Origin of the sequence: Phenylobacterium sp. (genome assembly GCF_035309685.1) — a bacterium.
GTDB lineage: Bacteria > Pseudomonadota > Alphaproteobacteria > Caulobacterales > Caulobacteraceae > Phenylobacterium.
The window spans coordinates 29203-55237 of the sequence record NZ_DATGEX010000042.1; the positions used below are offsets into that span (position 1 = coordinate 29203).

Genomic DNA, 26035 nt, shown 5'->3' on the forward strand with positions numbered 1-26035 from the left:
CAAACCGGGGAAATTTGCAACCAAGCTTGACCGGAGATCGAGTCGCCGGTCTGCTGGCGCCGCGGCGGGGGCCGCTGAACGTGATCAGCGGAGTGTCGCGTGCCTGATTTTCACCTGAACTCGGACACCACCGTCGCGGCGGGGGCCACGATCGATATGCCGGCCCAGGGCGGCATCGGCTATCTGGTCGACCAGGGGCCGGCCGGGCCCAATTTCACCAACGACGGGACTATCGTTTTCACGGAAGTCCCCGGCCAGACCGGGGCGACGGCCTTCGAGCTCAGCCCCGGCAGCGGCATCGACTGGCAGGCCGCCACGGTCGACAACGCCGGCCACCTGACGGTGACCTCCCAGGGCTCGGCGGCGTTCCTGCTGACCGAGAGCGCGCCGGCCGTCACCAACGAAGGCGCGATCACGGTCACCGCCGCCGGCGCGGCCGAAGGCGTCGACGTCGCCCAGAAATTCACGGTCTATGTCTCGGCGCTGTCGAGCGCGGTCACCAACAGCGGCCATATCGACATCTCAGGCGCCGGAACCGCGACGGGCTTCTTTCTCGGCAACGGCGCGTTCGTGACCAACAGCGGCTCCATCGACGTAACCGGCACGGCGGCGGGCACGGTCGTGCACGGGATCTACAGCCCCTTCCCCACGTCGGTCATCAACAGCGGCGAGATCGTCGTCACCGACAACGACCCCAATATCGACAGCGTCGCGGTGCACGTCGGCGGCGGCACCACCACCATCCAAAACCACGGAACGATCACCGGCGACATCGCCATCGAGGACGTCAACACCACCACCGACGACAGCGAGTTCCAGAGCATCGACAACGACGGCGTGATCAACGGCCGCATCGTCATCAACGTGAACCCGATCCCCAACGTGCACGTGACCATCGCCAACAACGGAACCATCAACGGCGACATCGACTTAGGCCCCGGCGCCCAGAGCTTCTTCGGCCAGCAGGGGGTGCAGAACGGGTTGATCTCCGGCGGGGAGGGGAACGACCAGGAGTGGGGCGGCGCCTTTCACGACGCGCTCCAGGGCAATCAGGGCGACGACATCCTCCACGGTATGGGCGGCGACGACATCGTCGTGGGCGGCAAGGACAACGACATCCAGTCCGGCGACGACGGCGACGACGTGGTCTGGGGGAACCTGGGCAACGACACCCTGGACGGCGGGAACGGGAACGACCAGGTGCGCGGCGGCCAGGGCGACGACCTGATTTCCGGTGGGGCCGGGAACGACTTCATCTCGGGAGACCGCGGCAACGACACGGAGACCGGCGGGCCCGGCGCCGACATCTTCCACGGCAGCCAGGACGCCGGGATCGACCGGGTGCTGGATTTCAACCTCGCCGAAGGCGACCGGGTGCAGCTCGACCCCGGGACCACCTACACAGTGAGCCAGGTGGGCGCGGACACCGTGATCGACATGGGCGCCAGCAACGGCGCGCCCAACCAGATGATCCTGGTCGGCGTGCAGATGTCGACACTGACGGGGAACTGGATATTTGAGGGGTAGGGGGGTTGGGGGCGGTCTCGGGCCTCTGGTTCGCCCGCCCGGAGAACCGCGACTTCGGCGTCGGCCGGATCGAGCGGGATCAGGTGGAGGACTATGCGCGGCGCAAGGGGATGAGCGTCGCGGAGGTGGAGCGGTGGCTGGGGCCGATCTTGAACTGCGAGGCGGGGTAGGGGAGTTAGCGATCCTCGCCCGGGTAGATTATGCCGTGCGAATCCACCTTGGCGAGAGTGATCTTTGAGGCGCGAAACGTGCCACCGTCTGCGTAAGCCACGGAAGACACCAAAATCTCCTCCTCGCCGTCGTGATCTAAGTCTCCTCGTAGAAGTTCAAAGAGCTTCACCGGAAATCCGAACTTCCAATCGAAGTCTGCTGACCAGTCATCTTGCGACCTAATTGACGCCCAACCTGACGCGACAGCTGCTGCAAGCGTTGGATCGGATCTAAGACTGTCCTCTATGACCTTCTCGTTGTGAGGGGACGGAACATAATTCAGCCAAGAACTAGACCAGCGATCCAAGTTTTTCATCGTAATTCGGGGGAATCTGACCGCCGAATGCTTTGGCCACTTGGCGTCTTCGATAGCTCGCAATATCTCCGAGGTGCGGTCTGCAAGGGCGAAGAAGTTCATGTCTCGCTGGCTATCTCCAAAAAAACCATTTCCTTTTGCTTCGCGAAACTCAGCCACGTTCCGACAGGCCATCTTTGTCTGATTTGGCCCGGTAAGTTCAATTTCAGTTACGCTTCCACCCCCAAGAGCGAATGGCTTGCTAACTAGAGATGTAGCAATAGATGAATTTGCAGAGTATATATCGGTTCCAAGTTCGGGAGAAATCCGAATTGGGACATCTCCTTGAACTTGAAATTTCATGAGATCGACCATGTCATCAATTGACAAGTCGTATTTTTCCGCCTGCAATTTTATACTTAGAAATCCTGTTAGAGCACGATCACGTTCCGTAGAATCTAGAAATATTTTCTCAATCTTATCCTTCTTTTCACCTGCTATTTGCAAATAATAGACTATAGCAGATTCCTCAAATATTTTATTAGACTTTTGTCCGTTCCTTATGGATTTTGTTGGCGCTAGATTTTCAAATCCATTGATATCGAATTCATTCGGAATGATTTTCTTCTCTTTCAAGCGGGAAATTAATTCGTCACTCCCCTTCACCGGAATGATGTGGTCGATTTCAAGTTCAGAATACTCAACGGGCTCGCCAGTGTAGGTGCAACGCTTATTGTGGCCGTGCCAAATTGCAGAACGAGTGGCTGTATCAAATCCTTTTCGTTCCGCCATGTTGAGCCTCCGAGCCACCACTTCGCTTACACTGGCGACGCCGCATATTGAAGTCGTGTGCATAGTTTCGCGCGGCAAGGGTGGGTATGGTCCAAAGGGGACGGACGGGGAGGCGCGATGGCAACCAAAGCCAAATTGACTGCTCCTGATGGCGCCGACCGGACGGGAGAAATTGAACTCTTCGCCGAACGGATCGGCCTGGAGCGCGCCGCCTCGGGTCGGTACAGCATTCTGCTGACGCTTGGCCTCTATGGAGGCTTCATGTCAGGCCAACTGGATCCGGGCGCCGTTGTCCACGAAATCGAAGCCCTCGAGGGTGCGAGACCTCCAACTCGGTGGAAGCCACCAATTCAGAACAAGCACCCGCCGCTCAAGGGCCTGTGGCACAAGCACTATCGCCAACCGGGAATGAGCTCTCTCGCACTAAACCTTCAGATGGCGTTGCGTCGGTACGGACTGCCTCACCTTGAAGCCAAGGTTGCGGAGGCGCAGGCAGCGGGCGAAGAGCGTTACTTTGAGGAGGACGACATCAAGCGGGCGGTACATGACGCCGTCATCGGAAACTATGAGCGCCGGGCAGCCGATCAAGCGATGACCGGAGAGTGGTTGCTGTACGCCCAATTCGAGGGTCAGAATTACTACTTGGCTCTCGCAACCCATGACGTGACAACACATGACGATCTGCGGCGGCAGATCGATCTGCTTTGCTGCCAGGAGTTTCCCTTTCTGGCAGAGCTCCTACAAAGCGCCTAAACGCGTCGGCTCACGCCTCCGCTGCGGACAGCCCCAGCGCCTGCGCCAGGCGCACGTAGAAGGCGGTCGCGATTAGGGCGATGGTTTCGTAGGGGGCGATGAACAGCCAGGCTTCGGACGACCATTCGCCCATCAGCGCGACCACGATCGCCGGGCCGTAGAGGACCACGCCAATGTAGCCGAGCCTCAGGTAGGGGAACTCCGGACCGACGATGAAGCGCCGCAGGACCAGGAAGGGCAGCGCGAGCAGCGAGAAGGCGATGGTCAGGGGGATGGCGTAGATGGCGCAGGCCAGCACAATCCCCAGGGCCGGCAACAGGCCGTCCTGGATGGTTTGCAGGCTCTGCGCGCCTCCGCTCCAGACGATGATGACGAGCAGCCAGCCCAGGCCGCTCAGCAGGATCGCGGGGTAGAGGGCGATGAGGATGGCGATCCAGGCCTGGAACAGGCGGGTGAAGGGACCATGATGGGGCAGGACGGGGGTGGTGGCGGTCATGGCGCGAGGCTAGGCCGATGCCGGTGGCTGAAAACCGATGTTCCGTCGCTGGGTTCGTGAGGTCAGGTCACGAGCGGGCGGGTGGCCCCACGCGTCGGCGCTGGACTGAGGTTGGGCTCGGCCATAGGTTCGGGGTCGGCGACCGGGGGGCGCGCGTTTATGAAAATCAGAACATTCGTCGTGGCGGCGTTGGCCCTGGTGTGGGCCTCGCCGGTGCTGGCGCAGATCAAGGTTTCCGAGGGGACCGAATTCTCGATCCGTCTCGACGAGGCCGTCTCGAGCAACACCTCGACCGAGGGGGACCGGTTCACCGTCACCCTGGACGACGACGTGAAGCTGTCGGACGGCACGATCCTCAAGGCCGGCTATCACGGCGTGGGCGAGGTGGTCGAGGCCCAGAAGAACGGGATGCTGGCCAAGACCGGCAAGCTGAACATCCGATTGGTCTACCTGCGCGTCGGCGACGACCGCATCCGGCTGCGCGCCAACAAGGGCGCCGAGGGTGACGTCCGCGTCGGCAGCACCGTGGCGGCCGTCATCTTCCTCTGGCCGATCGCGCCTTTCATCAAGGGCACGCAGGTCAGCATCAAGAAGGGGACGATCCTGCGCGCCTATGCGGACCAGGACATCGCGCTGACGACGCCGCTTCCGCCGCCGCCGCCGGAGACGCCGCAGTAGCCGACGCAGGCCCGGCGCTCTGCGGTATCGGGCCCGCAGGTGATAGGGTCTCTCGCGTGAGACGTGCGGTGAGGGGCGGTGCATGAGGCTCGGCGGGATCGGAATGTCGGCGCTGGCGGCGGCCGGACTGATGGCCACGGGCGCGGCGGCGGCGGCGGCTGGGACCGGGGGGCCTCCGATGCCGGTCGCGCCGCTGATTCACGATGGCCTAGCGCATGCGCGCTCGGACATGGCCAGGGCGCTTTCGACGCCCCGGCTCTACAAGGTGACGCGGAGCGGCGGGGCGTCGGGCGGATTGGGGGTCTCGACTGGCGCGGTGGAGATGTGCGTCGACGCCGAGGTCTTCGACCGGCTGACGCAGGGCGTCGAGGCGCCGGCGGTCGGCGCGCCGGTGGAGGTGAACCGCAAGGGCTGCAAGCTCAGCTACGTGCGCCGGGCCGGCGGCGGCTTCCACATGGACAATGCCTGCGACAAGGCGGCCGGCGCGCCCCGGACCTGGCACAGCGTGGTCGACGGCACGGTGAAGGACATGCGCTCGTCGCTGGAGATGGCGGTGGACGACCCGCGCTCGGGCGACACCCGGATCGTGTCGATGGACATGCACATGGTCGACGCCGGCGCCTGCCCGGCGGACCTGGCGCCCGGCCAGATGCGCACGGCGGACGGGCGGATCCTGGACCCTTCGGCGGCTAGGGCGGCTGGGGCGGCTAGGGCGGCGAGACCGGCCGCGGCCCACTGAGCGCGCCGGCCGCCACGCCTAGTCGGCGCTGAGCATGCCCAAGAGCTTGACGCGGAAGACCAGCACCGCGTTGGGCGGGATCGGGCCCTGGCCCTCGGGGCCGTAGCCGAGCTCGGGCGGCACATAGAGCATCCACTCGTCGCCGACGTGCATGCGCGGGAGCGCCTCCATCCAGGCCGGGACCAGGTTGGCGAGCGGCATGACCAGCGGCTTCTGGCGGGCGAAGGATGAGTCGAACACCTGGCCGTTGGTGAGCGCGCCCTCGTAGTGGACCTTGATGATGTCCTCGGCCTTGGGCGAGGGGCCGGTCGCCGGGCCGGACGAGACGACCTTGTACTGCAGGCCCGACGGCAGGGTCTGGACGCCCGGCTGCTTGGCGTTGGCGGCCAGGTAGGCGGCGGGGCTCTGCAGGGCGGCGGCGGGCGCGGGCGCGGCCGGCTGGGCGAGAGCGGCGAACGGCGCGAGCGCGGCGCCGGTGAGGGCCAGCGCCCCAAGCCAGAGGGATTTCATCGTCACTTAAGGTTCCTGTCGCGGGGTTGCATCCCCGCATAGTCCGCCGCGGGCAAGGCGGATAGTCCCCTGCGCGCGCCGGCCGCGCCTTAGTTCCGGTAGCGGTTGGTCAGCCGGCGGTGGTCGGCGGCGCTGAAGCCCGGCGGATAGGCGAACTGGGCCCGCCACTTCACCCGCCCGCAGCCGGGGCAGGGCCAGGCGACGCGCCGGGCGACCTGGCCCAGGCGGGTGGGCGGGCCGCCGGTCTTGAGCTGGCGCAGGCGGTCGATGACGCGCTCCACATTGTAGCTCTTGGCCCAGCCGCACAGGCTGCAGGTGATGAGCAGGCGCGCGCCCGGATAGAAGCGGGTGTCGCCCAGCGTCGCCTCTTCGCCGAGCGGCAGCACCTGCATCTTCCGGGTGTCCATGTTCCGGGTGATCATGATTGGAACAAAAGCAGAACATATCGTCCGTGGCGAGTCCAAATTCATGGCGAAGCGGCGCTATCGCGACGCCGCGCCATGGGCTAGGACGCCGGTCATGCCTCACGCCGACGCCGTCCTGCGCCTGGGAATCCTGTTCGCCGCGGCGCTGTGGGCCGGGGTGCAGAACCAGCTGGCGGGCGGCGGCTCGTTCCTGACGCTGCCGGCGCTGATGCTGGCGGGGATGGACGCGCGGGCGGCCAACATCACCTCCACCGTGGCGCTGTTCCCGGGCCAGGTCACCGGCGGCTGGGTCGGGCGCAAGTCGGCCCAGGGGACCGAGGGGCTGTCGCTGCGGGCGCTGGTGGCGATCAGCCTAGCGGGCGGGGCGGTGGGCGCGGTGCTGCTGCTGGCGACGCCGTCCAGCTTCTTCGCGCGGCTGGTGCCGTGGCTGGTGCTGTTCGCGACCGGGGCGTTCGCCTGGGGGAGCTTCGGGAAGAAACCCCGCGCCGATGGGGCCGCGAGCCACCTGGGCCCCTGGATGGGCGGCTTCGTGCAGTTCCTGATCGCCATCTACGGCGGCTATTTCGGGGGCGGGATCGGCTTCCTGATGCTGGCGGCGCTGGCGCTGAGCGGGCTCGCCATGCGGGCGGCCGGCGCGACCAAGAACGTGCTGGCCGGCGTGATGAACTTCACCGCCGTGCTGATCTTCCTGTTCTCCGGCCAGGTGCGCTGGGTCGAGGCGGGCGTCGCCTGCGTGGCCGCGGTGCTGGGGAGCGTGGTGGGCGCCCGGATGCTCAAGCGGGTGAACGAGAAGGCGCTGCGGGTGGTCGTGGTGCTGATCGGCGTGGCGCTGACCGTCGGCCTCTTCTGGCAGGCGGGCCGCCAGCCGTGAGCGCCGCGCCGGCCGTGATCGAGGGGCCCGCGGCCTGGCGCGCGGGCGACCTGACGCCCGGCGAATGGATCCATGAGCTGACCGCCGCCGAGGCCGCCGAGATCGAGGCGGCGGCGCGGGCGCTGGCGGCCTCCGGCAAGCCGTTGGCGGAGACGACGGCGCATGACGTCCCGCTGCCCGGCGTGGGCGGGCGGCTGCGCGAGGTGCTGCGCTCGCAGGTGCTGGATGGGCGAGGCTTCGCGGTGGTCCGCGGCCTCGATCCCGCGCGGCTGAGCCGGCGCGAGCAGGCCGCCGCCTTCCTGGGCCTGGGCGCGCACTGGGGAGCTCTGCGGCCGCAGAACGCGGCGGGCCATGTGCTGGGGCATGTGAAGGACCTGGGCCGCGCGAGCGACGACCCGACCGCCAGGCTCTACCAGACCCACGAGCGGCAGACCTACCACACCGACAGCTGCGACGTGGTCGGGCTGATGTGCCTCATGCCGGCCAAGGCGGGCGGGCGCTCCAGCCTGGTGAGCTCGGTGGCGATCCACAACGAAATGCGCGCGCGTGCGCCGGACCTGGCCGCCGTGCTGTTCGAGCCCATCGAGACCGACCGCCGGGGCGAGGCCGCGCCGGGCGAGCGGCCGTTCTTCACGATTCCGGTGTTCAACTGGCACGCCGGCCACTTCGCCGGGATCTATCAGCGGCAGTACATCGAAAGCGCCCGTCGGTTCGACGGCGTCGCGCCCCTGAGCGCGGCGCAGACGGCGGCGCTGGACCTCCTGGACGCGGTCGCCGAAGACCCCGCCTTCCACCTGGAGATCGACTTCCAGCCGGGCGACATCCAGCTGGTCAACAACCACGTGCTGTTCCACGACCGCACCGCCTTCGAGGACTGGGCGGAGCCGGCGCGGCGGCGGCATCTGCTGCGCCTGTGGCTGGCGCCGGCCGAGGCCCAGGCCCTGCCGCCGGTGTTCGCCGAACGGTTCGGCTCGGTGACGCCGGGCGCCCGCGGCGGCGTGACGGTCCCCCGCGAACGCTGGAGTGCGCCGCTCGACGCAGAATAGATGTCGAGCCTTCCAAGGCGCCGCGCTGAAAGCGGTGTTGCGGCGGGCAGGCCGCGAATCTCGACGAAAAAGCCCCGGCGTGACCGGGGCTTTCTCCATGGGTGTCTCAATGATTACGCGGCCGCGACGGCCCCTTGGCCGCGGCGGCGGCGAAGCACGGCGCCAAGTCCGCCAAAGCCCAGGATCATCAGGCTCCAGCTGGCGGGCTCCGGCACGGAGGCGAGGCTGATATTGTCCACGCCGAAATCATTGCCGCTCGCGATACTGCTGTCGTCGGAGAGCCCGAGGTGGATGGTCCCGCCCTGCGCAACGTCGAATGTCCCGTGGACGGTTTGCCAGCCGTTCGCCGCCGGCTTGGTGTCGACGGTGAAGTTGATGTCGGTCGGAGTCGACGACCCCGGCTTATAGTACCAGAGCTGCAGCAGCGACGGCGTGCCCGTGGGCCCGTTCGCATTGCAGCAGAGATTGAGCAGTTCGTATGAGTAGGAATATTCGCCCGCGGCCAGGCTTATGCCGTTGCTGACGTAGGCGGCCGGGGCGGGCACGGAGTCATTGGTCGCCCCGTTCAGCATCAGAAAGGGGTTGGTGCTCGGAATATTGACCCAAAGGTTATGGACGTTGAACGGATTGGTTCCGATCGTCCAGGTTCCCTCATCGTACATGCTGTTCGGGCCGGTGTTGCTCGTGCCCGTCCGGAAGCTGTAGGCGGTCGTAAAGCTGTCGCCACTGGTCGACGAGACGCCCGAGGCCATCGCCCCGTTGGTCGTCGGCAGGGAATAGCCGCTGAAATTCTCCGAGAAGATGGTCCCGGCCCCCGCCGCGCCCGCCGCCAGCATCGCCATCGCCAGGACGGCCGCCGCCGCCGCGCCGCGTGTTTGAAGTTTCATAGGCCCAACCTTCCGGAAGTTGTGTTGCATCACAGGCAGCCGGATTGGCGCCGTCAGCCCGCGTACAACCGCCGCACTCGGGACGAGGTTCCGCCGCAATTCGAAATCTCTTAGGTTGAGCGTCCGAGAAGCCTTGCCGACCCGTAGCGGACCTTCTGCGAGTCCGTTTACAGTCGCTTCCAGCGAACTGCTGGGGGCGGCATGGACATCCACAAACCCAAGCCCTGGCGCGGTCCGAGGAAACGCCTCGGGGAAATCGGCGCCATCGCCGTCGCCGTTCTGATCGCCGGCCCAGCCCTGGCGCAGGGCGGGGCCGCCCGCCCTTCAGCCCCGCCGCCGACCGCGCCGTCCCCACCGAACGGCCCGCCGGGACAGCCGCCTCCCACGGGCTATCGCCCCCAGAGCGTCGTGGACGGCGTGCAGGTGGAGACCCCGTATTTCCAGGACACGCTGGCTGTCCTGGACAACCTGCCGACGTCGGCTCCGGCGAGGCCGAAGAGGGCCCGCAAGGTCCTGGTGTTCTGCAAGGCCGGGGGTTACGTCCACTCGGTCATCCCGCTGACGGCCTTCGCGATCGGGGCGCTTGGCGACAGGACCGGGGCCTGGGCGACCACGATCACCTACAGGCTGCAGGACTTCACACCCGAGCGCCTGGCGAACTACGACGTGGTGGTGCTGGACAACACCACCGGCGCCTTTCTGGACGACGCCGATCCCGTCGCCACATCGGCGCGTCGCGCCGCACTGCTGAGCTACGTCCGAAGCGGGCATGGCCTGGTGCTGACCCACGCGGCAGGCGACGCCTACCACACCAATGCCGACAGCCCGGGCGGACCCAAGAGCCTGTGGCCCGAATACAGCCGAATGGTCGGCGGCTTCTTCAAGTGGCACTGGCTGCTGCCGCAGCAGGTCACGGTGAAGATCGACGATCCCCGGAGCCCGATCAACGCGGCCTTCGCCGGACGTCCATTCACGATCCACGACGAGATCTACACGTTCGAACAGAACTCCTTCTCGCGGAAGAACGTGCACGTCCTGACCAGCATCGACTATTCGAAGATGTCGCCTGCGGACAAGGCCAAGGAGCCCGCGGAAACCAGGCGCGCCGACGGCGACTACGCGTTGAGCTGGGTCCGCCGCGAAGGCCAGGGCCGCGTCTACTACAACGCGCTCGGTCACAGCGAGCACGTCCTGTCCGTCCCGGCCATCCTGCAGCAGCTGACGGCCGGCATCCAGTATGCCGCCGGCGACCTCGCCGCCAACGACAGCCCTCCCGCAAGGTGACGATCTCGTCGCGGGTCGGCGCAAGACCTTAGGTCCGCTTTCGACCCGTTGCGGACATTCGTGTTCCTCACGCCCCAGTCATTTCACCGCTTCACGACCCCGCCGCGCGGCCATTTCAGAATGCGTCTTGCGACGCCAGGGCCGCCAGCTGTCGGCCGGCGAGAAGGGGTCGCCGAGATGATAGGCCGATATGACCGCGGCAACGCCCTTCACGGGCGGCAGTTCGATGGGTCGCAAACGTGCGTAGCCGGCGTTGCGCAAGGACTCGAGCGCCGCGCCAACGCCGCCCGCTTTGCGGATCGCGGCCTCCACAGCGCCCTCATCGCATCCCAGCCAATGGGCCAGCAGCCGGGTGCGAAGCCGGGTGATCTCGGCGCGGTTGCCGACGCCGGCGCGTCCGGCCGACTCGAAGCTCATATCGCACTCGGTATCCAGGCCCATGGAGCGATTGTTGATATTGGCCGAACCGATCCTGAGGAGCCGATCATCGATGATCGTCAGCTTGGCGTGGACGATGATGATCCGGCCAAGTGTCGTAACCGGGCTGTAGGCCCGGAAGCGACCGTGCTTGTCCGCATGTTTCAGCGTCTCGATGAACTTCACTCTCGTGCGGTCCATGGTCGCCTGGTCGAAGAAGCTCGGCGAGTGTTCTGTGCCGATCAGGACAACCTCCGGGCCATCCCGGTCCTGCAGCCGGCGGGCCAGTGCTCCGGCGATTAAGGGAGAGGTGAAATACTGGTTCTCCATGTAGATGCAGCGCCTTGCCTGGGCGATGGATTCAAGATGGAGGCGTTCGACCTCGCGGACTTCGGGGTGATGCTTCCAGGCGCCGTGGGTTCGGGACAGGCCGACTTCGATGGCGTGGAACTGCGGCCTGATCTGGGACGGCCACGCCGGCCGCACTTTCGGTGAATCGGGCGGCGTTTCGCCGGTGCAGCGCGCCCACCGATCGCGAAATAGCGCGCCGAGAGCCTTGGCCGGCGCCCCTTCGACGATACCCATAACCTCGTGGCGGCTGTCGAAGTCGTTTTCGGAGTTGCCGTGGGCGTGCTTCGTCTTCTCCCGGCGGGGATCATTGTCGAGGTGATGGCAAGTGTCCCAGCGGTCAGGTCCGATGTCGCCCCCGCCGCAGAAGGCGATCGCGTCGTCAATGATGATCGCCTTCTGGTGATGCGACGCCCCCATGGGCAGCTTCCCGTCGAGGACGAATTTCACGTGACTTCCGGCGAACGTCTTGCGATCCGCCAGTGGGAACCAGTTCTGGGTAGCCGCAACTGGAAGGGCCGACTGCCAGCACAGAAGGCGGACGTCGAGCTTGGGATTGTCCTTTGACAGGCGCTTCAGGAAATTGGCGATCCTGTCGTCTTCCTGCCCCGTGCAGCCGGGCTGGGGGTGGAAAAGCGTCTGAGGCTCGAAGGCCCAGTTGAGCAGGTGGATGGAATGCCTGGCCTTGCGCATGGCGGCCATGGCGGCGTCGAAATAGTCCGCCATGTCGACGATCAGCGCGGCCCGCGCGCTCGTCTCGCGACGCCAGCAGGTCACTCCCGGTTCCAACAGCATGCCTGGGCCTTCCGCTCAGGCAGGGAAGCCCTTAAGGCGCAGGTTGTTCCCAGATCGGCGTTCGGCGGGTCCGCTTGCGGGCATCCCCGGCTCGACGTCGGCCACCGGTCAAGAGGGTCGCCCGATCCCGCGATCGCCATCCCTGCGCCCGCCGTGGGAGGAGGAGGAGGACGCTTTCCTGGCCGCCGCTTGGGGCCTAGGGTTTTCCCATGGCCGTCGCCTTCACCCGGGAAGAGGACTACGAGTCCCAGGCCGCCGATCTGCCGGACCGGCCGGTTTCCGCGCATCCGAACCTGGTGACCGCCTCGGGGCTCGCCGCCATCGAGGCCGAGCTGGCGGCGGCGCGGGCGGCCTATGGCCAGGCGCAGAGTGACGGCGGCATCAGCGCCGACCGCACCGCCATGGCCAGGGCGACCCGCGACTTGCGCTACTGGTCGTCGCGCCGCGCCAGCGCCCAGCTGACCGAGCCGCAGGGCGAGGCGGACAAGGTGCTGTTCGGCCGCACGGTGGAATTGGAGCGCGAGGACGGGCGCAGGCAAAGCTTCCGCATCGTCGGCGAGGACGAGGCCGATCCCACAAAGGGCAGCGTCTCCTACGCGTCCCCGCTGGCCCGCGCGCTCCTGGGCAAGGCGGTGGGCGATGTGGCGCTGGTCAACGGCGCCGAGGTGGAGATCGTAGCGGTCCGCTAGCGGCGGGAGGAGGCCTCGTAGGTCGGGCACGAGGTCACGAACGACGCCGTGCATTGGCAGATGTTCGAGCGGAGCGCGACCTCGACGGGCGTCGGGGCGCAGCACGGCAGAATCTGAGCGAAGCGTATGAACAGGGCGGCTCCCACCAGCCAGCCAACCCCTGCTAGCCACATACGCACGCGTGGCGACGACGCAATCATGAAATCTGACCCCCTGACGAAGCCCCGGCGCCCGTGTGCCAAGCGGATTAACCAAACGCGATGCGTTGGATTGCCGCGCGGCGCATCTGACCAGGGGAAGACGCCGTAGTGTTGGGATCGCTTTCGCGGCGGGGAAGAGGCGGTTCTGTGGCGAACAGCGGTTAGTTATGGGCGCTTTCGCCGCACGTTCTACAGCAGAGCTTCGCGAGATATATTATGGCTAAGCTCTAGTTTGTCTCCAAAAATATGCGATGGATGACAGAAACATTACAGTGAAGCTTTAAGTGATGACAAAATATTCTCGCGCCTAGTTCGCGCCCTTGAGGCCCAGGCGGATGGGGATGTGGATGACGCCGCCCTCCACCGGCTCGCCGTCGGCCGACCAGAGGTTCATCTTCATGGTCGAGGCGAGCTTCACCGCCGCCTCCGAGAAGCCGAGGCCGTCAGGGTCGGCGGCTTCCGGCGCGCACTGGGTGAGCGTCCCGTCGACGCCGACCACGCAGCGCGCGACGCCCCGGCCGCTGGTCAGGCCCTTGCCGGCGGCCTCCGGCGGAAAGACGCCTGGCGCGGACTTCAGGTCGACGCCGGTGATCCAGACCGGCGCCATCACCGTGCGGTCGGCGAGCGCGGGGCCGGCCGGCCAGCGGATCGGCACATCGACCCAGACGGGCGTGGCCTGGCGAACCGCGGCGAGGTCCGGCGCCACCCGGAACTTCTTGGCCAGGTCGAGCGCGGCCTTGCCGAAGCCGAGCTTGTCCGGCGTCTCGGCGATGACCTGGCACGTCGTCAGCAGGCCGGTGTGGAGCAGGTGGCAGTGCGCGACGGCGTAGCCTTCGGCGCCATTGGCCTTGGCCGGATAGGCGGCGGCGAGGTCCTCGAAGGTCGCGGCCTGAACCCAGACCGGATAGTTGAGCATGGTCACCTGGCGCATCGCGAGCGCGTTGCCCATGCCGCGGGCGGAGCCGTTCTTCAGCACCGCGGCCATGGTGACGGTGGTGTCCGGCGCCTTGAAGGTCAGGGCGATGTTGCGCATCGCCGGGACCGGCCCGTCCGGCCCTTGGGCGATCGGCAGCTTGAAGGTCGGCCGCATCTCCAGCGCCGCCTTGCCGAAGCCCTTGTTCCTGGGCGTCTCGTTGGTGACCTCGCACCATTCCGCCAGGCCATGGACATCGACCTTGCAGCGCAGGTTCACCCGGCCGTCGAGCCGCGCGGCGTAGGCCGTGCCCGGCCAGATGACGACCATCCTGCTGATGTCGTCGTCGTCGCTCTGCATGTCGATCTTGAGGTCGGGCGCCGGCGCCTTGCTCTCCGGCGAGACGGTCACCGGCGAGACCGTGCTGGTCGCCGCGGTGGCGGCTGGGGCCGCGGGAGGCTTCGCGGCGGTCGCCTGCGGGTCGGCGGCGGCCATCAGGGCCAGGACTGCGGCGAGCATGGAGGATCCCCCTGTCGGTCGTCGGATCTCGCGGCGAAGGTTGCCACGGCCGCCGCCCGCTGGGTAGCAGCTCAGCGGTCGCGCAACGACGGCAGCTTAGGCGCTTCGGGGGGCGGCCCGTCGATGCCGCGCCAGGCGCCGCCGACGTCCGCCGCGCGGCGGCGCGCCATGCGTTGCTCGACCAGGGCGGCGATGAGGGCGAGGGCCACCACCAGGGCGAGCGGGTGCGCCGCCAGTCCGTGCAGACGGCTGAGGAAATCCAAACCCTGATGAACGGCCGAACTCATGGCCATGAACCTTAAAGCGCGTCCCTGCGAGAGCGTAATCGCGCCATGCCTAAGCGTGCGTGAAGCAAGTTGCTTAACACTGTCAGATAGATAGCAAAAAGCCCCGGAGCCTTGCGGCGCCGGGGCTCTTTAGGGTCCGAAAGGACGGGAGCGGCTATTCGGCGCCGGGCTTGCCGGCGGCCTTGGCCGCGGCTTCCTGCTCCTGGCGGCGCGCGCCGCCGAGCATGCCGGGGAGCGCGTAGTTGCCCTCGTGGCAGGCGTACTCGTAGACGATGCCCTGCAGCTTGTAGAACTCGTACTCGCCGCCCCAGGGCTTGGCCCAGGTGGTCGGGTCGTCGATCGTGTACTGGTAGAGGACTCGGTTGTCGCCGTCGCGGGTGAAGCGCTCGGTGACCTTCAGGTTCTTCCAGGCGCCGTTGTAGGCCTGGGACTGCGGGATGTTGGTGGTCTCGACGACGAGTGTCTTGCCTTCCCAGTGGCCGACGGAATCGCCCATCCACGGCCGCACGCCATCGGTGCGGTGCTGGGCGTTCAGGCGGATGATGCGGGTGTCGTGGACCATCTCGACCACGATGGCCACCGAGTCCGGCGTCTGAACGAACTCGTAGTTGTTGTTGTAGAAGCCGTTGGGCAGCATCGGCGGGCCGGCGTTGCGGCCAAAGCCCAGGATGCAGCGCTCGCCGAGCGAACGGTTCTCGGGGTTGTCGAATGAGCCCATGCCGCCGCGGCCGAAGCCGCCGCCGCCGGTCTGAGCCGAAGCCAGGCGCTTGGGCACCTGCCCGTCGGGCGTGGTGAGGAACGAGGTGCGGGGCTCGCCACGCACCCGCATCACCGACGACCCCGGGTCGAGCCAGCCGCGGTTGTAGCCGCCCACGTCGCCGCCGGCCGCAGCGAATTCCGGACGCAGCTTCTTGGGATCTTCCTTGCCGCCCTCGACGCCGGAGTTCGGGTCGGTCGGCTTGTTGCCGTCGGCCACCTCCTGGGTGACCTCGGCTTCCATCTTGCGGGCTTCCTCGGCGGTGTAGACCGACTTGGTTCCCAGGCTCGCCGGGCGGACCTCGCGGGTCAGGGTGGCGTTGGACCAGTAGCCCGACAGGTCGGGGTGGCCGTCGGCGGCCATCGGAGCCTTCGCGGCGGAGGCGGTTTTTGCCGGCGCCGGCTTGGCGTCGTCGGCGGCGGAAGCCACAAACGGAACGGCGCAGATCGCGGTTCCGAGGGCGAGAATGAGAGCGCGGTTCACAGCTGACTCCAGTGGCGAAGCTTGGCGCCTCAGCGGCGCGTCGCGTTGATCTAGCAACTTACGTCCCGCCTGACCCCCGGGCAATGCGTCCCAGGGGGTCGGCCCCGGTCTTCCGCGGGGCAAGGCTTTTCGTCGCGCCGCCCCTTTGCGCTTCCATCGTTGCGGTACTGTTTCAGGAACGGCGTCCGAAGGGCGTGATTTTGCCGAAGTCCGGGCGCGTAGCTCAGCTTGACCGGTCCGCAGCATGCCGCTCGCCATCCCCGAGCAGCTTTCACCCGTCCCTCCGGGGGCGGCCCGGTCCAGAGCCCCCGACGCTGAATACTCTCCCGGCGCCGGGGGCTCCGCCGGCGGCGTGCGAGCCGCAGGCCGTCGGACGCCCATCGGCGACACGTCACGCAGCCGCCAGAAGGACGATGCAGGGTCTTGCCGCAGCGAGCCTGACCGGCGGATGAACCATGGTGAAGGTTGGCGGGGCGGCTAGGTCGGCGGGTCGGCGTCGCCGGGGGCCGGCGTCTGCGGCGTCTGAGGTTCAGGCGCGGGCGGCGCGGCGGCGGGCTCGGGCGCGGTGCTCGCGGCGTCGGCGCCGGGCGCGGTCTGGGCGACCTGCAGGGCAAGGCCGGGCGCAGCGTCGGCGGCCGGCGGCGCGTCACGATGTTTCGGCGGATCGACCGGCGGCGCGACGTCCGCGGCCGGCGTGGCCACGGCGATCTTCAGGCTGGCGTCCTGTTGCGGCGGGAAGGGCAGGGCGCCGGCCGGCGTCAGCTGATGGACGACGCCGGCGCCGAAAGCGCCCGCGCCCAGCAGCATCAGCCCGGCCACCGCCCAGCCGCTGATGCGGGGCGAATGCGGGCGGATGTCGAGGCTGGCCATGACAACTCAACCCCGACGCCGCCGCATCGTTCCGGCCTGATTGCCCGCCCGGCCTAGTTGCCTCTGGCCGGCGTGCGCTGGCCGGCGCGCGACATGGGGCCGCCGTAACGGGCGCGGTTCTCCGGCGTGTCGGGGATCGGGCCGTTGTCGACGGTGTAGGCGCTGGCCTCGAAGCCCGTTGCTTGCGCATAGGGGGCTTGCGCATAGGGGACGTCCGGGACGGTGGCGCTGGTCGGGGTCCCGAAGGCGTCGACATAGGCGGGTGAAGAGCTGGCGTCGGCGAAGGCCTGGCGCACCTGGCCCATGGCGTCGCGGATGGCGATGTCCTTGCAGGACTTGCCCATGTTGTGGTGCGTCGCCGGGTCCTGGTTCAGCTGGTTGCAGAGCCGGCCGGCGGTGTCGCTGACCCGGCGTTGCAGGGTCGCCCGGTCGGCCCGCTGGGTGAGGTCGAGGTCGGCGTAGCTGACCGCCTCGGAGAGGCTCTGGGCGCGGGGCCCATGGCCGGTGACGGTGAGCTCGTCGATGTTCTGGGCGAGCGCCGGGGCGGCGGCAAGCGCGGCGGCGGCGGTGAGGGTGGCAAGCGCGAGATAGCGCATGGTCGCGGCTCCTTATCGTGGAAGCTCAGCAACCGCCGACCGTGGAACGCGGTTCCCTGGACGCCGCCCAGGCCCTACGGTTCAGGCGTCGTGGCCGGCGGTGATCGCCTTGGGCACGAAGGGGATGACCAGCAGGATCGCGGCGTAGACGGCGATGGTCGCCCAGAGGGCTGCGTTGAAGCCGCCGTGGTGCGAATAGAGGTCGGCGCCCCACAGGTCGCCGAACCGCTGGGCGACCCAGTACATGGTCAGGAACAGCATCATCATCGTCCCTTCCAGGCCCTTGGGGCTGGAGCGGATGGTGAGGTCGGTGAAGGCCGCCTGGCCGATGCCGCCCAACAGGCCCATGGGCACGGCCGCCCAGAGCGCGCCGACGGGAGAATGGATGAACAGCAGGCTGGCCATCTGCGGCACCGCCAGCACGCCGCCGATCCACACCAGCGGGCGCAGCGAGATGCGCTGGGCGAGCCAGGCGTAGAGCCCGTACATCGGGATGAAGCCGCCGTAGAAGATCGTGTAGAACAGCCCCACCTGACCGTCGCTGGCGTGGATGTCGTTGCTCAGGTGGAACTGCATGGCGATGCCGGCGCCGGGCGCGAACTGCCAGAGCAGCTGGATCAAGAGCGCCGGGTAGATCGGCCACCACTTCAGGAGCCGCACGAAGTCGGCGCCCGATGAGATCGCCTCGGGCTCGATCTGGCCGTCCTCGAACACCCGCTTGGGGCCAAAGGCGCCGAAGGCGGCGATGAGCACCATCAGGCCGGCGCCGATCAGGAAGACCGAGCGCAGGGCGCGCGCGGCCGGCACGTCCTCGATGGAGCCGGCGAGCAGGCCGCCCAGCCAGCCGGAGGCCACGGCGGGGATGATGATGGCGGTGTTCATCGCCGTCGACATCTGGCCGGACATGGCGTGGCGCCGGCCGATGGCGGTGGCGATGCCGCTGGCCGCCCCGGTCACGAACTGCAGCAGGATTCCGACGAGGATGGCTCCGGCCAGCAGCAAGCCATAGGTCGGCGGTGCGAAGGCGAGCGCCGCGAAGGCGGCGACCGCGCCCAGGCCGAAGACGACGAGGTGGCCGCGGTCCCCGGCCCCGAACGGGCTCCAGCGGTCGCGGATGAAGCCGCCGAGGAAGCCGATGTAGGTCGGCGAGGCCGCGATCAGCGCGAACAGCGCCACCTGATCGGGGCTCTGGTGCAGGCGGTTCTTCAGGAAGAAGACCAGCGGCAGCGCGATGAGCTGCAGGTAGGGCGCGGCGAAATTGAGCACCAGGACCGGCACGGCGACCCAGAGCAGGAGCCGGGTCCGCTCGGCGGCGGGGAGCGGCGTCGCGCGGACGCCCGGGATTTCCTCGACGACCGTTCCGCCGCCGCTCACCCGCGCGATCCCGCCATCGTCGTCAGCTCCGCCATGTCGATGTTCCCCGAACGCCTAAGGGGTAGCGTGGGGATTCTGGCAGGGGAAGAGGGGCAAAATAAAAGCCCCGGCGATCGGGGGTCGCCGGGGCCTGGAGCCGGGGCGTCCTGGGCATGGACACCGGCCTTGCGGGTATGACGGCGCCCTTGCGTCACATCCCTAGGTCGCCCCCGATGGCCCGCGAATTTTTCCGCGAGCGGGCCCGAAAACCGGTGCTAGGTTCGCCCTCGAAGGCTTAGCTTCAGGAGAGACATCGAGCATGGCTCGCAATCTGACGATTTCGGTTCTGGCGGTGCTTGCCGTCGCCGGCGCAGCGGCCGCGGCCGCGCCCGCCAACCTCACCGCGGCGCTGGGCGACGCCAAGCGGCCGCCGGCGGACAGCTCGCGCGACGTGGCCCGCCACCCGGCCGAGCTGCTGGCCATGGGCGAGGTGAAGCCCGGGCAGAAGGTCGCCGACTTCATGATGGGCGGCGGCTATTTCACCCGCATCCTATCGCCGGCGGTGGGCGAGAAGGGCCACGTCTGGGCCTTCCAGTCGGGCGAGTTCATCGGCTTCCGCCCCGCCTACGGCACCGACCAGACCAAGGTGGTCGCCGACTATACGAACGTCACCCCGCTCGCCGCCCCGATCGCCTCGGCCGGGCTGCCGGACGGTCTCGACCTGGTGCTGACGGTGCAGAACTACCACGACCTGCACCTGAACCGCATGCCGCCCGGCACGGCGGAGGCGGCCAACAAGGAGATCTTCAAGGCGCTCAAGCCCGGCGGCATCTACCTGATCGTCGACCATGCCGCGGCGCCCGGCACGCCCACCGAGGACGCGGCCAACAAACTGCACCGCATCGACGAGGCGGTGGTCAAGAAGGAGGTCGAGGCGGCCGGCTTCAAGCTGGTCACCGAGGACGACAAGCTGCTGGCCGATCCGGCCGACACGCACGACAAGAGCGTCTTCGACCCCTCGATCCGCGGCAAGACCGATCAGTTCATCCTGAAGTACCGCAAGCCGAAATAGGGACCCCTGCCGCGCCCCTGGCCGTCCAAGGCCAAGGGGCGTCCGGCCTGCCAGGCGCACGGAGGAAAGACCCGATGCCGATCAAGATGCTGTTTTCGCCCAATGGCTCGATCGTGGTCGGCGGCGACCTCTCGCAGCTGAAGCTGATCGATTCCACGGGCCAGCCGATCGACGTGTCCGGCGAAAAGAAGATCTGGCTCTGCCGCTGCGGGGCCTCGAAGACCAAGCCGTTCTGCGACGGCAGCCACGAGGCCATCGGCTTCCAGGCCTCCGATCCCGCCGCGCCGCTGGAAAGCTGAGCCCTGTTCGGCGCTGAACCGGCGACGTAGGGAAACCGCCGCGCGCTGACGTCTATGTCGGTCCGCGGCGCGACAGATCGCAAAACCTGTGATCCGTTGGCTCCGGGGACCGAGGTCGGGGACTGTGCGTGAGTATCGCTGAAGACGTCGAGAGGGTCGGCCGGATCGAGGCGGTGCCGATGATCCTGGAGGTGGTGTGCCGCACCACCGGAATGGGCTTCGCCGCCGTGGCGCGGGTGACCGAGGACCGCTGGGTGGCCTGCGCGGTGCGCGACGAGATCGCCTTTGGACTGGTCCCTGGCGGCGAGTTGGAGGTGGGCACCACCATCTGCGACGAGATCCGCCGCAGCGGCGAGGCGGTGGTGATCGACCACGTGGCGAAGGATGCTGCGTTCTGTGGCCACCCCACGCCGGCGCAGTACGGCTTCCAGAGCTACATCTCGCAGCCGATCTTCCGCGGCGGGAAGTTCTTCGGCACGCTCTGCGCCATCGACCCCAAGCCGGCGCATCTCAAGACCCCGCAGGTGCTGGGGATGTTCAAGCTGTTCGCCGAGCTGATCGGCCAGCACATGGAGACCCAGGACCGGCTGGCCGAGAGCGAGGCCCAGGTGATCAGCGCGCGCCACGCGGCGCAGCTGCGCGAACAGATCATCGCCGTCCTGGGCCACGACCTTCGCAACCCCCTGGCCTCGATCCAGGCCGGCGGGCGGCTGCTCGCCAAGACCCCACTGGACGAACGGGCCAGGATGCTGGTGGGCGGCATGCAGGCCAGCGTCATGCGCATGGCCGGCCTGATCGACAATGTGATGGACTTCGCCCGCGCCCGGCTGGGCGGCGGCTTCGAGATCGAGCGGCGCGCCGACGCCAATGTCCGCGAGGCGGTCCTCCTGGTGGTGGATGAACAGCGGCTGGCCCATCCGGATCGGGAAATCGTGGCCGACATCGTGCTGGACGAACCCGTGGCGTGCGACAGCGGCCGGGTGGCGCAGCTGGCGTCCAAGCTCTTGAGCAATTCGCTCAGACACGGCGAGGATGGTTGTCCGGTCTCGATCCGCGCGCGGGCCGAGAGGGGCCGCTTCGAGCTGTCGGTGGCCAACAATGGGCCGCCGATCCCGCCCGAGCGGCAGGCTGTGCTGTTCCAGCCCTTCGAGCGCGCCGAGCATCACCATGGCCAGCAGGGGCTGGGGCTGGGGCTCTACATCGCCGCCGAGATCGCCCGCGCCCACGGCGGGACGCTGGGGGTGGTTTCGGACGAGGCCGAGACGCGCTTTACGTTTTCGATGCCGCTGGCTTAGGCGGCGTAAACGGGTCGAGAAGCTGGTCGAGCATGCCCTCGGGCATGGCGGCGTCGACGCCGTAGGCGGGCGGCCAGGCCTTGGGCAGGTGATAGGTGCCGAACAGGCGGTCGACCACGGGGAACAGGGCCGCGTAGTTGTGGTCGCGGTGTGCGTCGTTGGTGTGATGCCAGTGATGGAAAGCCGGCGTGGAGACCAGCTGCTCCAGCGGCCCGAGCCGCCAGCGGACGTTGGCGTGGACGAAGAAGCCCCAGACCGTCCCGAAGATGGCGATGAGCCCGGCCAGGCCCGCGCCAGTCGCCGTCGGCTGCACCAGGCCCAGGATGTAGAGCGGGGCGAGCGCGCAGAGCTTCTCGAACACCTGGTCGACCGGGTGGGCGCGGCTGGAGATCAGCCAGTCGACGTGCTCCGGCGCGTGGTGCACGGCGTGGAAGCGCCAGAGCAGCGGAATCTCGTGGCTGAGACGGTGCCCCCAGTAGCCGCCGACCTCGCTGACCGCCAGGCCCGCGGCGAGTTTCGCCCAGACCGGCAGGCCGGCGATGGCGGCGACGTAGGCGTGCGGCGTCAGGTGGCGCAGGCCGACGCTGAGAACCGCCAGCGGCGGGGCCAGCAGCGCCAGCGGCAAGAGGCTGTTCAGGAAATAGAAGGCGATGTCGGCGGGCGCGGTCTTCCAGCGGCCCGGCGTTCGGCGCAGGGCGAACAGGCGCTCCAGCGGCGTGAAAATGACCGCCAGCAGCGCCAGCCAGACGACCAGCCGCAGGGCCTGCAGGCCGAACGCCTGCACGTAGCTCAAACTCATGACTGCGTCATCGCGCGGCGCTCACCAGAAGGAAAGGGCCTCGCTCCGGGTCAGCCGCCGGTCAGGCGGCGGCGAGCCGGCGCCGGCGGATCATCGCCCCCACGCCGCCGAACCCCAGGACCATCAGGCCCCAGACCGCGGGCTCGGGAACCGTCAGGGACACGCCGTCGAGCAGGGCGACCGGCGGCAGGTTGCCCCCTGGCGCGCCGTCCGACAGGAAGGAGAGCACCTCGCTCGTGCTGGTGGCCTTGAAGCTGGTCTTCACCTGCATCCACGGCGTGAAGCTTCCAGGCTGTCCGGGCAGGGCGGTGTTTAAGTACTTCAGTGTCGAATAGGTCTGGGTCGTGGTTCCGTCGCTGAAGCTGACGTGGAGCTGGTTGGAGATGTAGTTCACGCGGTTGGAGAGCTCGCCGCCCGCCCAATAGAAGCTGAGGCTGTAGACGTCGCCGACGACGAGCCCGTTGACCGTCTGCTCCAGCGGCCCGGTGAAGGTCGGGTCGCCGTCGAGGATCATGAAGGCCCCGCCGTCAGGGCTGAGGCCGGGGAAGTTCACGTCCACCCGCTGCTGCTCGCCAGGGTATTCGCTGACCGCGTCCTTGCCGGTGGGGTCAACGCCGGATTCCCAGAGGTTGTAGGCCTGGTTGAAGGGCGGGCCGGCGGTTCTGGGGGACGTCCAGCCGGTCACGGCGGTCCTGAAATCGTAGCTGGTGGAGCCCACCGTGTAGGTGTTGCTGATCTCGGCCCCATTGTAGACGCCGCCGGCCACCAGCGCGGTGAGGGACGGGTCGACGGCGCCGAAGCCGCCGTTGGTGATCAGGTTGGTCGACGCGCTCGCGGCCGAACCGACGCCAAGCGCAAGCGCGAAGGCTGTGAGAGCAGTCAGGCGCATGCCGATATCCCCCGAACGCCGTTATTCAGCGTAACGGAGATGGTTAACAGGCGTCGGGAAGGCGACAATCCAATTCCCCCGTCAGGCGAACTATTCGCTGTGGATAGCCTCGCCGTGGCCGCGTCCCTATGTGCGGGGTCGAGCTTCACCGCAACAAGCTGGAGATCGTCGCCGGCGCGATGCACTAAGGGCTTTCGTCCACGAACCACACGAACGGGTCTGTGCTTCCGAGACTCCGCGGCAGCGGAGGCTCAGTCTTTTGAACCGCCAAGACCGCAAAGGGCGCGGAGAGAGCTTGCCGCTGAGGCTGTGCGCGCCTCGGCGATCTCGGCGTTCTCGGCGGTCAATCAATTGCTGAGCGCCCGCGGCGCGGGCCTTTCAGGACCAGAACCGTTCGTGTGGTTCGTGGACCGTCTTCCTTAGCCTGCGTGTGGCCGTTCGCCGACAGCCGGGCGTGACCGATGACCGGCGGCGGCGATGAAGCGGCCGCCCTGCCAGAGTTCGGCGCGGATGTCGGGGCGGCTGGGCGGGACGATACGGGAGACCGCCTCCGCGTCGGCCGTGCAGTAGAAGCTCTCCGCGGGCTCCAGGCGTCCGTCGTCATGGACCAGGTAGATGCGGTAGACGGCCATGGTCTCTACTCCCGTTCAGGCCCCGGCCTGTTTAGAGACCCGCAAGGCGACGGGGGTATGTCGGCCAGACGACCGGTTCGTCATGCCCGCGCCTTAGTTATGGCGGAGCTTTGGCCCGGTTCGCGCGTTCATCGGCTTACGGCCTAGCTTTGCGCCCACAGCGGGCGGTCGGGGGGAGGAAGGGCGTCTCTTGAGTATGGTCCGGACTTTCATCCAGGCGTTCACCAGTCCCGCGGCGGGGCCGGTGGGCTTTGCGCTCGCGCTGATCCTGTGCGGTCTGCTGATCGCCACGGCGACGTCGGCGAACCACAGCGAACAGGCCTTGATGCGCAGGATCTCGGCGCTGACGGCGGAGAACCAGAGGAACGGCATCGCGCTGCACGCCCGGCTGGCCGCCTGCGAGGGCGGGTCGGCGGATATGGAGCGGCGGCGGCTGATCAACGGGACGCTCACGCCCGAGCAGCGGGCCCAGCAGCTGGCCGGACGTGAGCCGCAGGGCTTCGACGTCTGCGCCCGCATGGAGAGCGCCGACCGCGCGGTGCTCGAGACCCTGCGATGAGCCGTGGGGTGCTGAGAACGGGCGCGGGGCTGGCGGCGTGCGGCCTGCTGCTGGCCGCCTGTCAGAGCCTGAAGCCGAAGGCGCCGCCGGCGCCCACGCTCGCGCCGCCGCCAGCCGCCGCCCCGGCCGCGCCCGCGCCGGTGGTGGTGAAGACCGTGCCGGTGAAGGAGGCCTGCGTGCCCAAGACCCTTCCCAAGGCGCCGAAATATCCCGACACCGACGCGGCCCTGCGCGACGCCGGCGGCGCCGCCGACCGCTATCAGCTGATGGCCGCCGGCCGCATCCTGCGCGAACGCCGGCTGAATGAGCTGGAGAAGGTCGTGGATGGGTGCCGGTAGGCGCCGCGTCCTCCTCCCCTTGTGGGAGGAGGTGTCAGGCGGACGCCTGACGGAGGTGGGGTCTTGCTCCGCTCTCCGCGCGATACGCAGCTTCAGGCGAGGCAGAGGGGTCTGAGAGACCCCACCTCCGACCCGGGATCAAATCCGGGGCCACCTCCTCCCACAAGGGGAGGAGGGCCACGAACAGCTATGCCCTAGTTTGACCCGCCGCCGCCGGCGGCCCCGGCCTTGCCGGCCTTGGCTTCCTTCTCCTCGAGGCGCGCGCCGCCGAGAATGCCGGGCAAGGCGTAGTTCCCTTCGTGGCAGGCGTATTCGTAGATCGGGCCCTTGGTGGCGTTCAGCGCCACCTCACCGGTGTAGGGGACCGCGTACATCTGCGGGTCGTCGACGGTGAAGCTGTACTTGATCTGGTTTGGCGCGACGCGGGTGAAGCGCTCGACGATCTTCGCGCCCGGCGAGCCGCCGCCGCGGAAGGTCTGTTCGGGACGCATGTTGGTGGTCTCGACGACCAGGGTGTCGCCTTCCCAGTGGCCGATCGAGTCGCCCATCCAGAGCTTCATGTTCTGAGGCACATGGGTGTTGGTCAGGTGGATGTGCCGAACGTCGTGGACCATCTCGACCTCGATGGCGACCTCGTCCTTGGTCTGCACAATCTGGTAGTTGTTGTTGTAGAGCAGCGGCAGCATCGGCGGGCCGGCCGAGGAGCCGAAGCTCATGATGCAGCGCTCGCCAAGCGAGCGGCCCTCGGGATTGTCCGCCGCGCCCGCGCCGCCGCGGCCGCCGCCGGCGAAGCGGGCGCGCTGGGCGGCCTGCGCCTCGGGCCGCATCGGCGGCAGGCGTCCGTCGGCCGGCGAGACGATGATCGAGTCGCGCTTGATCCCGCCCATGTCGATGATCGCGGTGCCCGGATCGACCCAGGCGGAGTTGTAGCCGCAGTTGACGCCGGTGAAGCCGCGGCCGCAGTCGGTGGGCAGGTCGGTGACCTTGGCCTTGGGGTCGGTCGGCTTGTTGCCCTCGGCGACCAGGGCGGCGTTCTGGCCCTCCAAGGCCTTCACCTCGGCGTCGGTGAGCGCCAGGCGGTCGCCGTATTTCTTGTCGCGCTCGAAGGGGGTGATGGTGGCGTTGGTCCAGTTACCCTGCAGGTCCGGCTGGCCAAAGGCGTTCTTCGGCGCGTGGTAGGGCGCGGACGGAGCGGTGAAAGCGGCGGTGGCGAGCGCCAGCGCGCTGGCGGCCGAAAGACTGGCGGCCGAAAGAATGGACAGGGTCTTTGCGGTCATGGTCGGCGCCTCCCTACGCCAGCCGGCCGGGGCCGCTTGAGCGGACTCTCGATACCGAACCTTGGAATTGTACGCCTTCCCCCAGGGCGCCGCAAAGGGGCCCAAGCCGAACGGGGGCGCCTTGAACCGAACGGC

General features: G+C 67.9%; 29 protein-coding genes and 1 pseudogene. 14 read left to right on the forward strand and 16 right to left on the reverse strand.

All coding sequences use genetic code 11. The features are described from left to right. Window positions 1-99: 99 nt before the first annotated feature. Complete coding sequence (locus VKQ35_RS13430; RefSeq protein ID WP_324362399.1) at window positions 100-1527, forward strand: hypothetical protein; 1428 nt, start codon at window positions 100-102, stop codon at window positions 1525-1527. 11 nt (window positions 1528-1538) lie between these two features. Further along, a pseudogene (locus VKQ35_RS13435) lies at window positions 1539-1697 on the forward strand (vitamin B12 dependent-methionine synthase activation domain-containing protein); the annotation flags it as partial. Window positions 1698-1702: 5 nt separating this feature from the next. Here VKQ35_RS13435 and VKQ35_RS13440 read toward each other — a convergent pair. Beyond that, complete coding sequence (locus VKQ35_RS13440) at window positions 1703-2824, reverse strand: hypothetical protein (RefSeq protein ID WP_324362403.1); 1122 nt, start codon at window positions 2822-2824, stop codon at window positions 1703-1705. A 117-nt stretch (window positions 2825-2941) separates the two neighbouring features. On the opposite strand from VKQ35_RS13440, the gene VKQ35_RS13445 reads away from it, so the two are divergent. Further along, window positions 2942-3577, forward strand: a complete 636-nt coding sequence (locus tag VKQ35_RS13445) for a hypothetical protein (RefSeq protein WP_324362405.1) — start codon at window positions 2942-2944, stop codon at window positions 3575-3577. A gap of 10 nt (window positions 3578-3587) precedes the next feature. Here the strand turns inward: VKQ35_RS13445 and VKQ35_RS13450 are convergent, their stop codons facing one another. Beyond that, the gene (locus VKQ35_RS13450; protein ID WP_324362407.1) at window positions 3588-4073 is read right to left on the reverse strand and encodes a hypothetical protein; all 486 of its coding nucleotides are present in this window, start codon (window positions 4071-4073) and stop codon (window positions 3588-3590) included. A gap of 159 nt (window positions 4074-4232) precedes the next feature. Between VKQ35_RS13450 and VKQ35_RS13455 the strand changes: the two genes are divergently transcribed. Then, complete coding sequence (locus VKQ35_RS13455) at window positions 4233-4751, forward strand: hypothetical protein (protein WP_324362410.1); 519 nt, start codon at window positions 4233-4235, stop codon at window positions 4749-4751. Between the two features lie 82 nt (window positions 4752-4833). Then, window positions 4834-5490, forward strand: a complete 657-nt coding sequence (locus VKQ35_RS13460; protein ID WP_324362412.1) for a hypothetical protein — start codon at window positions 4834-4836, stop codon at window positions 5488-5490. Window positions 5491-5508: 18 nt separating this feature from the next. Here the strand turns inward: VKQ35_RS13460 and VKQ35_RS13465 are convergent, their stop codons facing one another. After that, complete coding sequence (locus tag VKQ35_RS13465) at window positions 5509-6000, reverse strand: FKBP-type peptidyl-prolyl cis-trans isomerase (RefSeq protein ID WP_324362506.1); 492 nt, start codon at window positions 5998-6000, stop codon at window positions 5509-5511. A gap of 89 nt (window positions 6001-6089) precedes the next feature. Further along, window positions 6090-6407 carry a hypothetical protein gene (locus tag VKQ35_RS13470; RefSeq protein WP_324362414.1) on the reverse strand — a complete coding sequence of 106 codons (318 nt, stop codon included), beginning with the start codon at window positions 6405-6407 and terminating at the stop codon, window positions 6090-6092. Window positions 6408-6519: 112 nt separating this feature from the next. Between VKQ35_RS13470 and VKQ35_RS13475 the strand changes: the two genes are divergently transcribed. Together VKQ35_RS13475 and VKQ35_RS13480 are read left to right on the forward strand one after the other, a co-directional pair. Beyond that, window positions 6520-7296, forward strand: a complete 777-nt coding sequence (locus VKQ35_RS13475) for a sulfite exporter TauE/SafE family protein (protein ID WP_324362416.1) — start codon at window positions 6520-6522, stop codon at window positions 7294-7296. Next, window positions 7293-8342, forward strand: a complete 1050-nt coding sequence (locus tag VKQ35_RS13480; protein WP_324362418.1) for a TauD/TfdA family dioxygenase — start codon at window positions 7293-7295, stop codon at window positions 8340-8342. The genes VKQ35_RS13475 and VKQ35_RS13480 overlap by 4 nt, the downstream gene beginning before the upstream one ends. 113 nt (window positions 8343-8455) lie before the next feature. On the opposite strand, the gene VKQ35_RS13485 is transcribed toward VKQ35_RS13480, so the two are convergent. Beyond that, on the reverse strand, window positions 8456-9229 hold the full coding sequence (locus VKQ35_RS13485; protein ID WP_324362420.1) for a PEPxxWA-CTERM sorting domain-containing protein: 774 nt from the start codon (window positions 9227-9229) through the stop codon (window positions 8456-8458). 201 nt (window positions 9230-9430) lie between these two features. Here VKQ35_RS13485 and VKQ35_RS13490 point away from each other — a divergent pair, with 201 nt between their 5' ends. Continuing rightward, a complete protein-coding gene (locus VKQ35_RS13490; RefSeq protein ID WP_324362422.1) occupies window positions 9431-10513 on the forward strand; it encodes a ThuA domain-containing protein in 1083 nt (360 codons plus the stop codon). Window positions 10514-10591: 78 nt separating this feature from the next. On the opposite strand, the gene VKQ35_RS13495 is transcribed toward VKQ35_RS13490, so the two are convergent. Then, window positions 10592-12073: a phospholipase D-like domain-containing protein gene (locus VKQ35_RS13495; protein ID WP_324362424.1), complete on the reverse strand. Its 1482-nt coding sequence runs from the start codon at window positions 12071-12073 to the stop codon at window positions 10592-10594. Window positions 12074-12282: 209 nt separating this feature from the next. On the opposite strand from VKQ35_RS13495, the gene greA reads away from it, so the two are divergent. Next, complete coding sequence (gene greA / locus VKQ35_RS13500) at window positions 12283-12762, forward strand: transcription elongation factor GreA (protein ID WP_324362426.1); 480 nt, start codon at window positions 12283-12285, stop codon at window positions 12760-12762. 507 nt (window positions 12763-13269) lie between these two features. Here the strand turns inward: greA and VKQ35_RS13505 are convergent. The 6 genes from VKQ35_RS13505 to VKQ35_RS13530 all read right to left on the reverse strand — a co-directional run bounded on the left by VKQ35_RS13505 (window position 13270) and on the right by VKQ35_RS13530 (window position 18761). Then, window positions 13270-14394, reverse strand: a complete 1125-nt coding sequence (locus VKQ35_RS13505) for an energy transducer TonB (protein WP_324362428.1) — start codon at window positions 14392-14394, stop codon at window positions 13270-13272. A gap of 71 nt (window positions 14395-14465) precedes the next feature. Next, window positions 14466-14681: a hypothetical protein gene (locus VKQ35_RS13510; protein ID WP_324362430.1), complete on the reverse strand. Its 216-nt coding sequence runs from the start codon at window positions 14679-14681 to the stop codon at window positions 14466-14468. A gap of 154 nt (window positions 14682-14835) precedes the next feature. After that, complete coding sequence (locus tag VKQ35_RS13515) at window positions 14836-15921, reverse strand: hypothetical protein (protein ID WP_324362431.1); 1086 nt, start codon at window positions 15919-15921, stop codon at window positions 14836-14838. Between the two features lie 477 nt (window positions 15922-16398). Beyond that, complete coding sequence (locus VKQ35_RS13520; RefSeq protein ID WP_324362433.1) at window positions 16399-16791, reverse strand: hypothetical protein; 393 nt, start codon at window positions 16789-16791, stop codon at window positions 16399-16401. A 53-nt stretch (window positions 16792-16844) separates the two neighbouring features. Next, the gene (locus tag VKQ35_RS13525; protein WP_324362435.1) at window positions 16845-17387 is read right to left on the reverse strand and encodes a UrcA family protein; all 543 of its coding nucleotides are present in this window, start codon (window positions 17385-17387) and stop codon (window positions 16845-16847) included. An 81-nt stretch (window positions 17388-17468) separates the two neighbouring features. Beyond that, window positions 17469-18761 (reverse strand): MFS transporter, encoded by a 1293-nt coding sequence (locus tag VKQ35_RS13530; protein ID WP_324362438.1) that lies wholly within the window; start codon window positions 18759-18761, stop codon window positions 17469-17471. Window positions 18762-19059: 298 nt separating this feature from the next. Between VKQ35_RS13530 and VKQ35_RS13535 the strand changes: the two genes are divergently transcribed. From VKQ35_RS13535 to VKQ35_RS13545, 3 genes are all read left to right on the forward strand, one after another. Next, the gene (locus VKQ35_RS13535; RefSeq protein WP_324362440.1) at window positions 19060-19812 is read left to right on the forward strand and encodes a methyltransferase; all 753 of its coding nucleotides are present in this window, start codon (window positions 19060-19062) and stop codon (window positions 19810-19812) included. A 74-nt stretch (window positions 19813-19886) separates the two neighbouring features. Continuing rightward, window positions 19887-20111 carry a CDGSH iron-sulfur domain-containing protein gene (locus VKQ35_RS13540; protein WP_324362442.1) on the forward strand — a complete coding sequence of 75 codons (225 nt, stop codon included), beginning with the start codon at window positions 19887-19889 and terminating at the stop codon, window positions 20109-20111. A 128-nt stretch (window positions 20112-20239) separates the two neighbouring features. Beyond that, a complete protein-coding gene (locus VKQ35_RS13545) occupies window positions 20240-21406 on the forward strand; it encodes a GAF domain-containing sensor histidine kinase (RefSeq protein WP_324362444.1) in 1167 nt (388 codons plus the stop codon). On the opposite strand, the gene VKQ35_RS13550 is transcribed toward VKQ35_RS13545, so the two are convergent. From VKQ35_RS13550 to VKQ35_RS13560, 3 genes are all read right to left on the reverse strand, one after another. After that, window positions 21381-22205, reverse strand: coding sequence for a sterol desaturase family protein (locus tag VKQ35_RS13550; protein ID WP_324362446.1), 825 nt, complete (start codon window positions 22203-22205; stop codon window positions 21381-21383). The genes VKQ35_RS13545 and VKQ35_RS13550 overlap by 26 nt on opposite strands. Before the next feature lie 61 nt (window positions 22206-22266). Next, window positions 22267-23094, reverse strand: coding sequence for a PEP-CTERM sorting domain-containing protein (locus tag VKQ35_RS13555; protein ID WP_324362448.1), 828 nt, complete (start codon window positions 23092-23094; stop codon window positions 22267-22269). 419 nt (window positions 23095-23513) lie between these two features. Then, window positions 23514-23726 (reverse strand): hypothetical protein, encoded by a 213-nt coding sequence (locus VKQ35_RS13560; RefSeq protein ID WP_324362450.1) that lies wholly within the window; start codon window positions 23724-23726, stop codon window positions 23514-23516. Window positions 23727-23922: 196 nt separating this feature from the next. Here VKQ35_RS13560 and VKQ35_RS13565 point away from each other — a divergent pair, with 196 nt between their 5' ends. Together VKQ35_RS13565 and VKQ35_RS13570 are read left to right on the forward strand one after the other, a co-directional pair. Further along, window positions 23923-24285: a hypothetical protein gene (locus VKQ35_RS13565; protein ID WP_324362452.1), complete on the forward strand. Its 363-nt coding sequence runs from the start codon at window positions 23923-23925 to the stop codon at window positions 24283-24285. Window positions 24286-24293: 8 nt separating this feature from the next. Beyond that, on the forward strand, window positions 24294-24623 hold the full coding sequence (locus tag VKQ35_RS13570; RefSeq protein ID WP_324362454.1) for a hypothetical protein: 330 nt from the start codon (window positions 24294-24296) through the stop codon (window positions 24621-24623). 194 nt (window positions 24624-24817) lie between these two features. Here the strand turns inward: VKQ35_RS13570 and VKQ35_RS13575 are convergent, their stop codons facing one another. Beyond that, complete coding sequence (locus VKQ35_RS13575; RefSeq protein WP_324362456.1) at window positions 24818-25900, reverse strand: hypothetical protein; 1083 nt, start codon at window positions 25898-25900, stop codon at window positions 24818-24820. Window positions 25901-26035 lie beyond the last annotated feature (135 nt).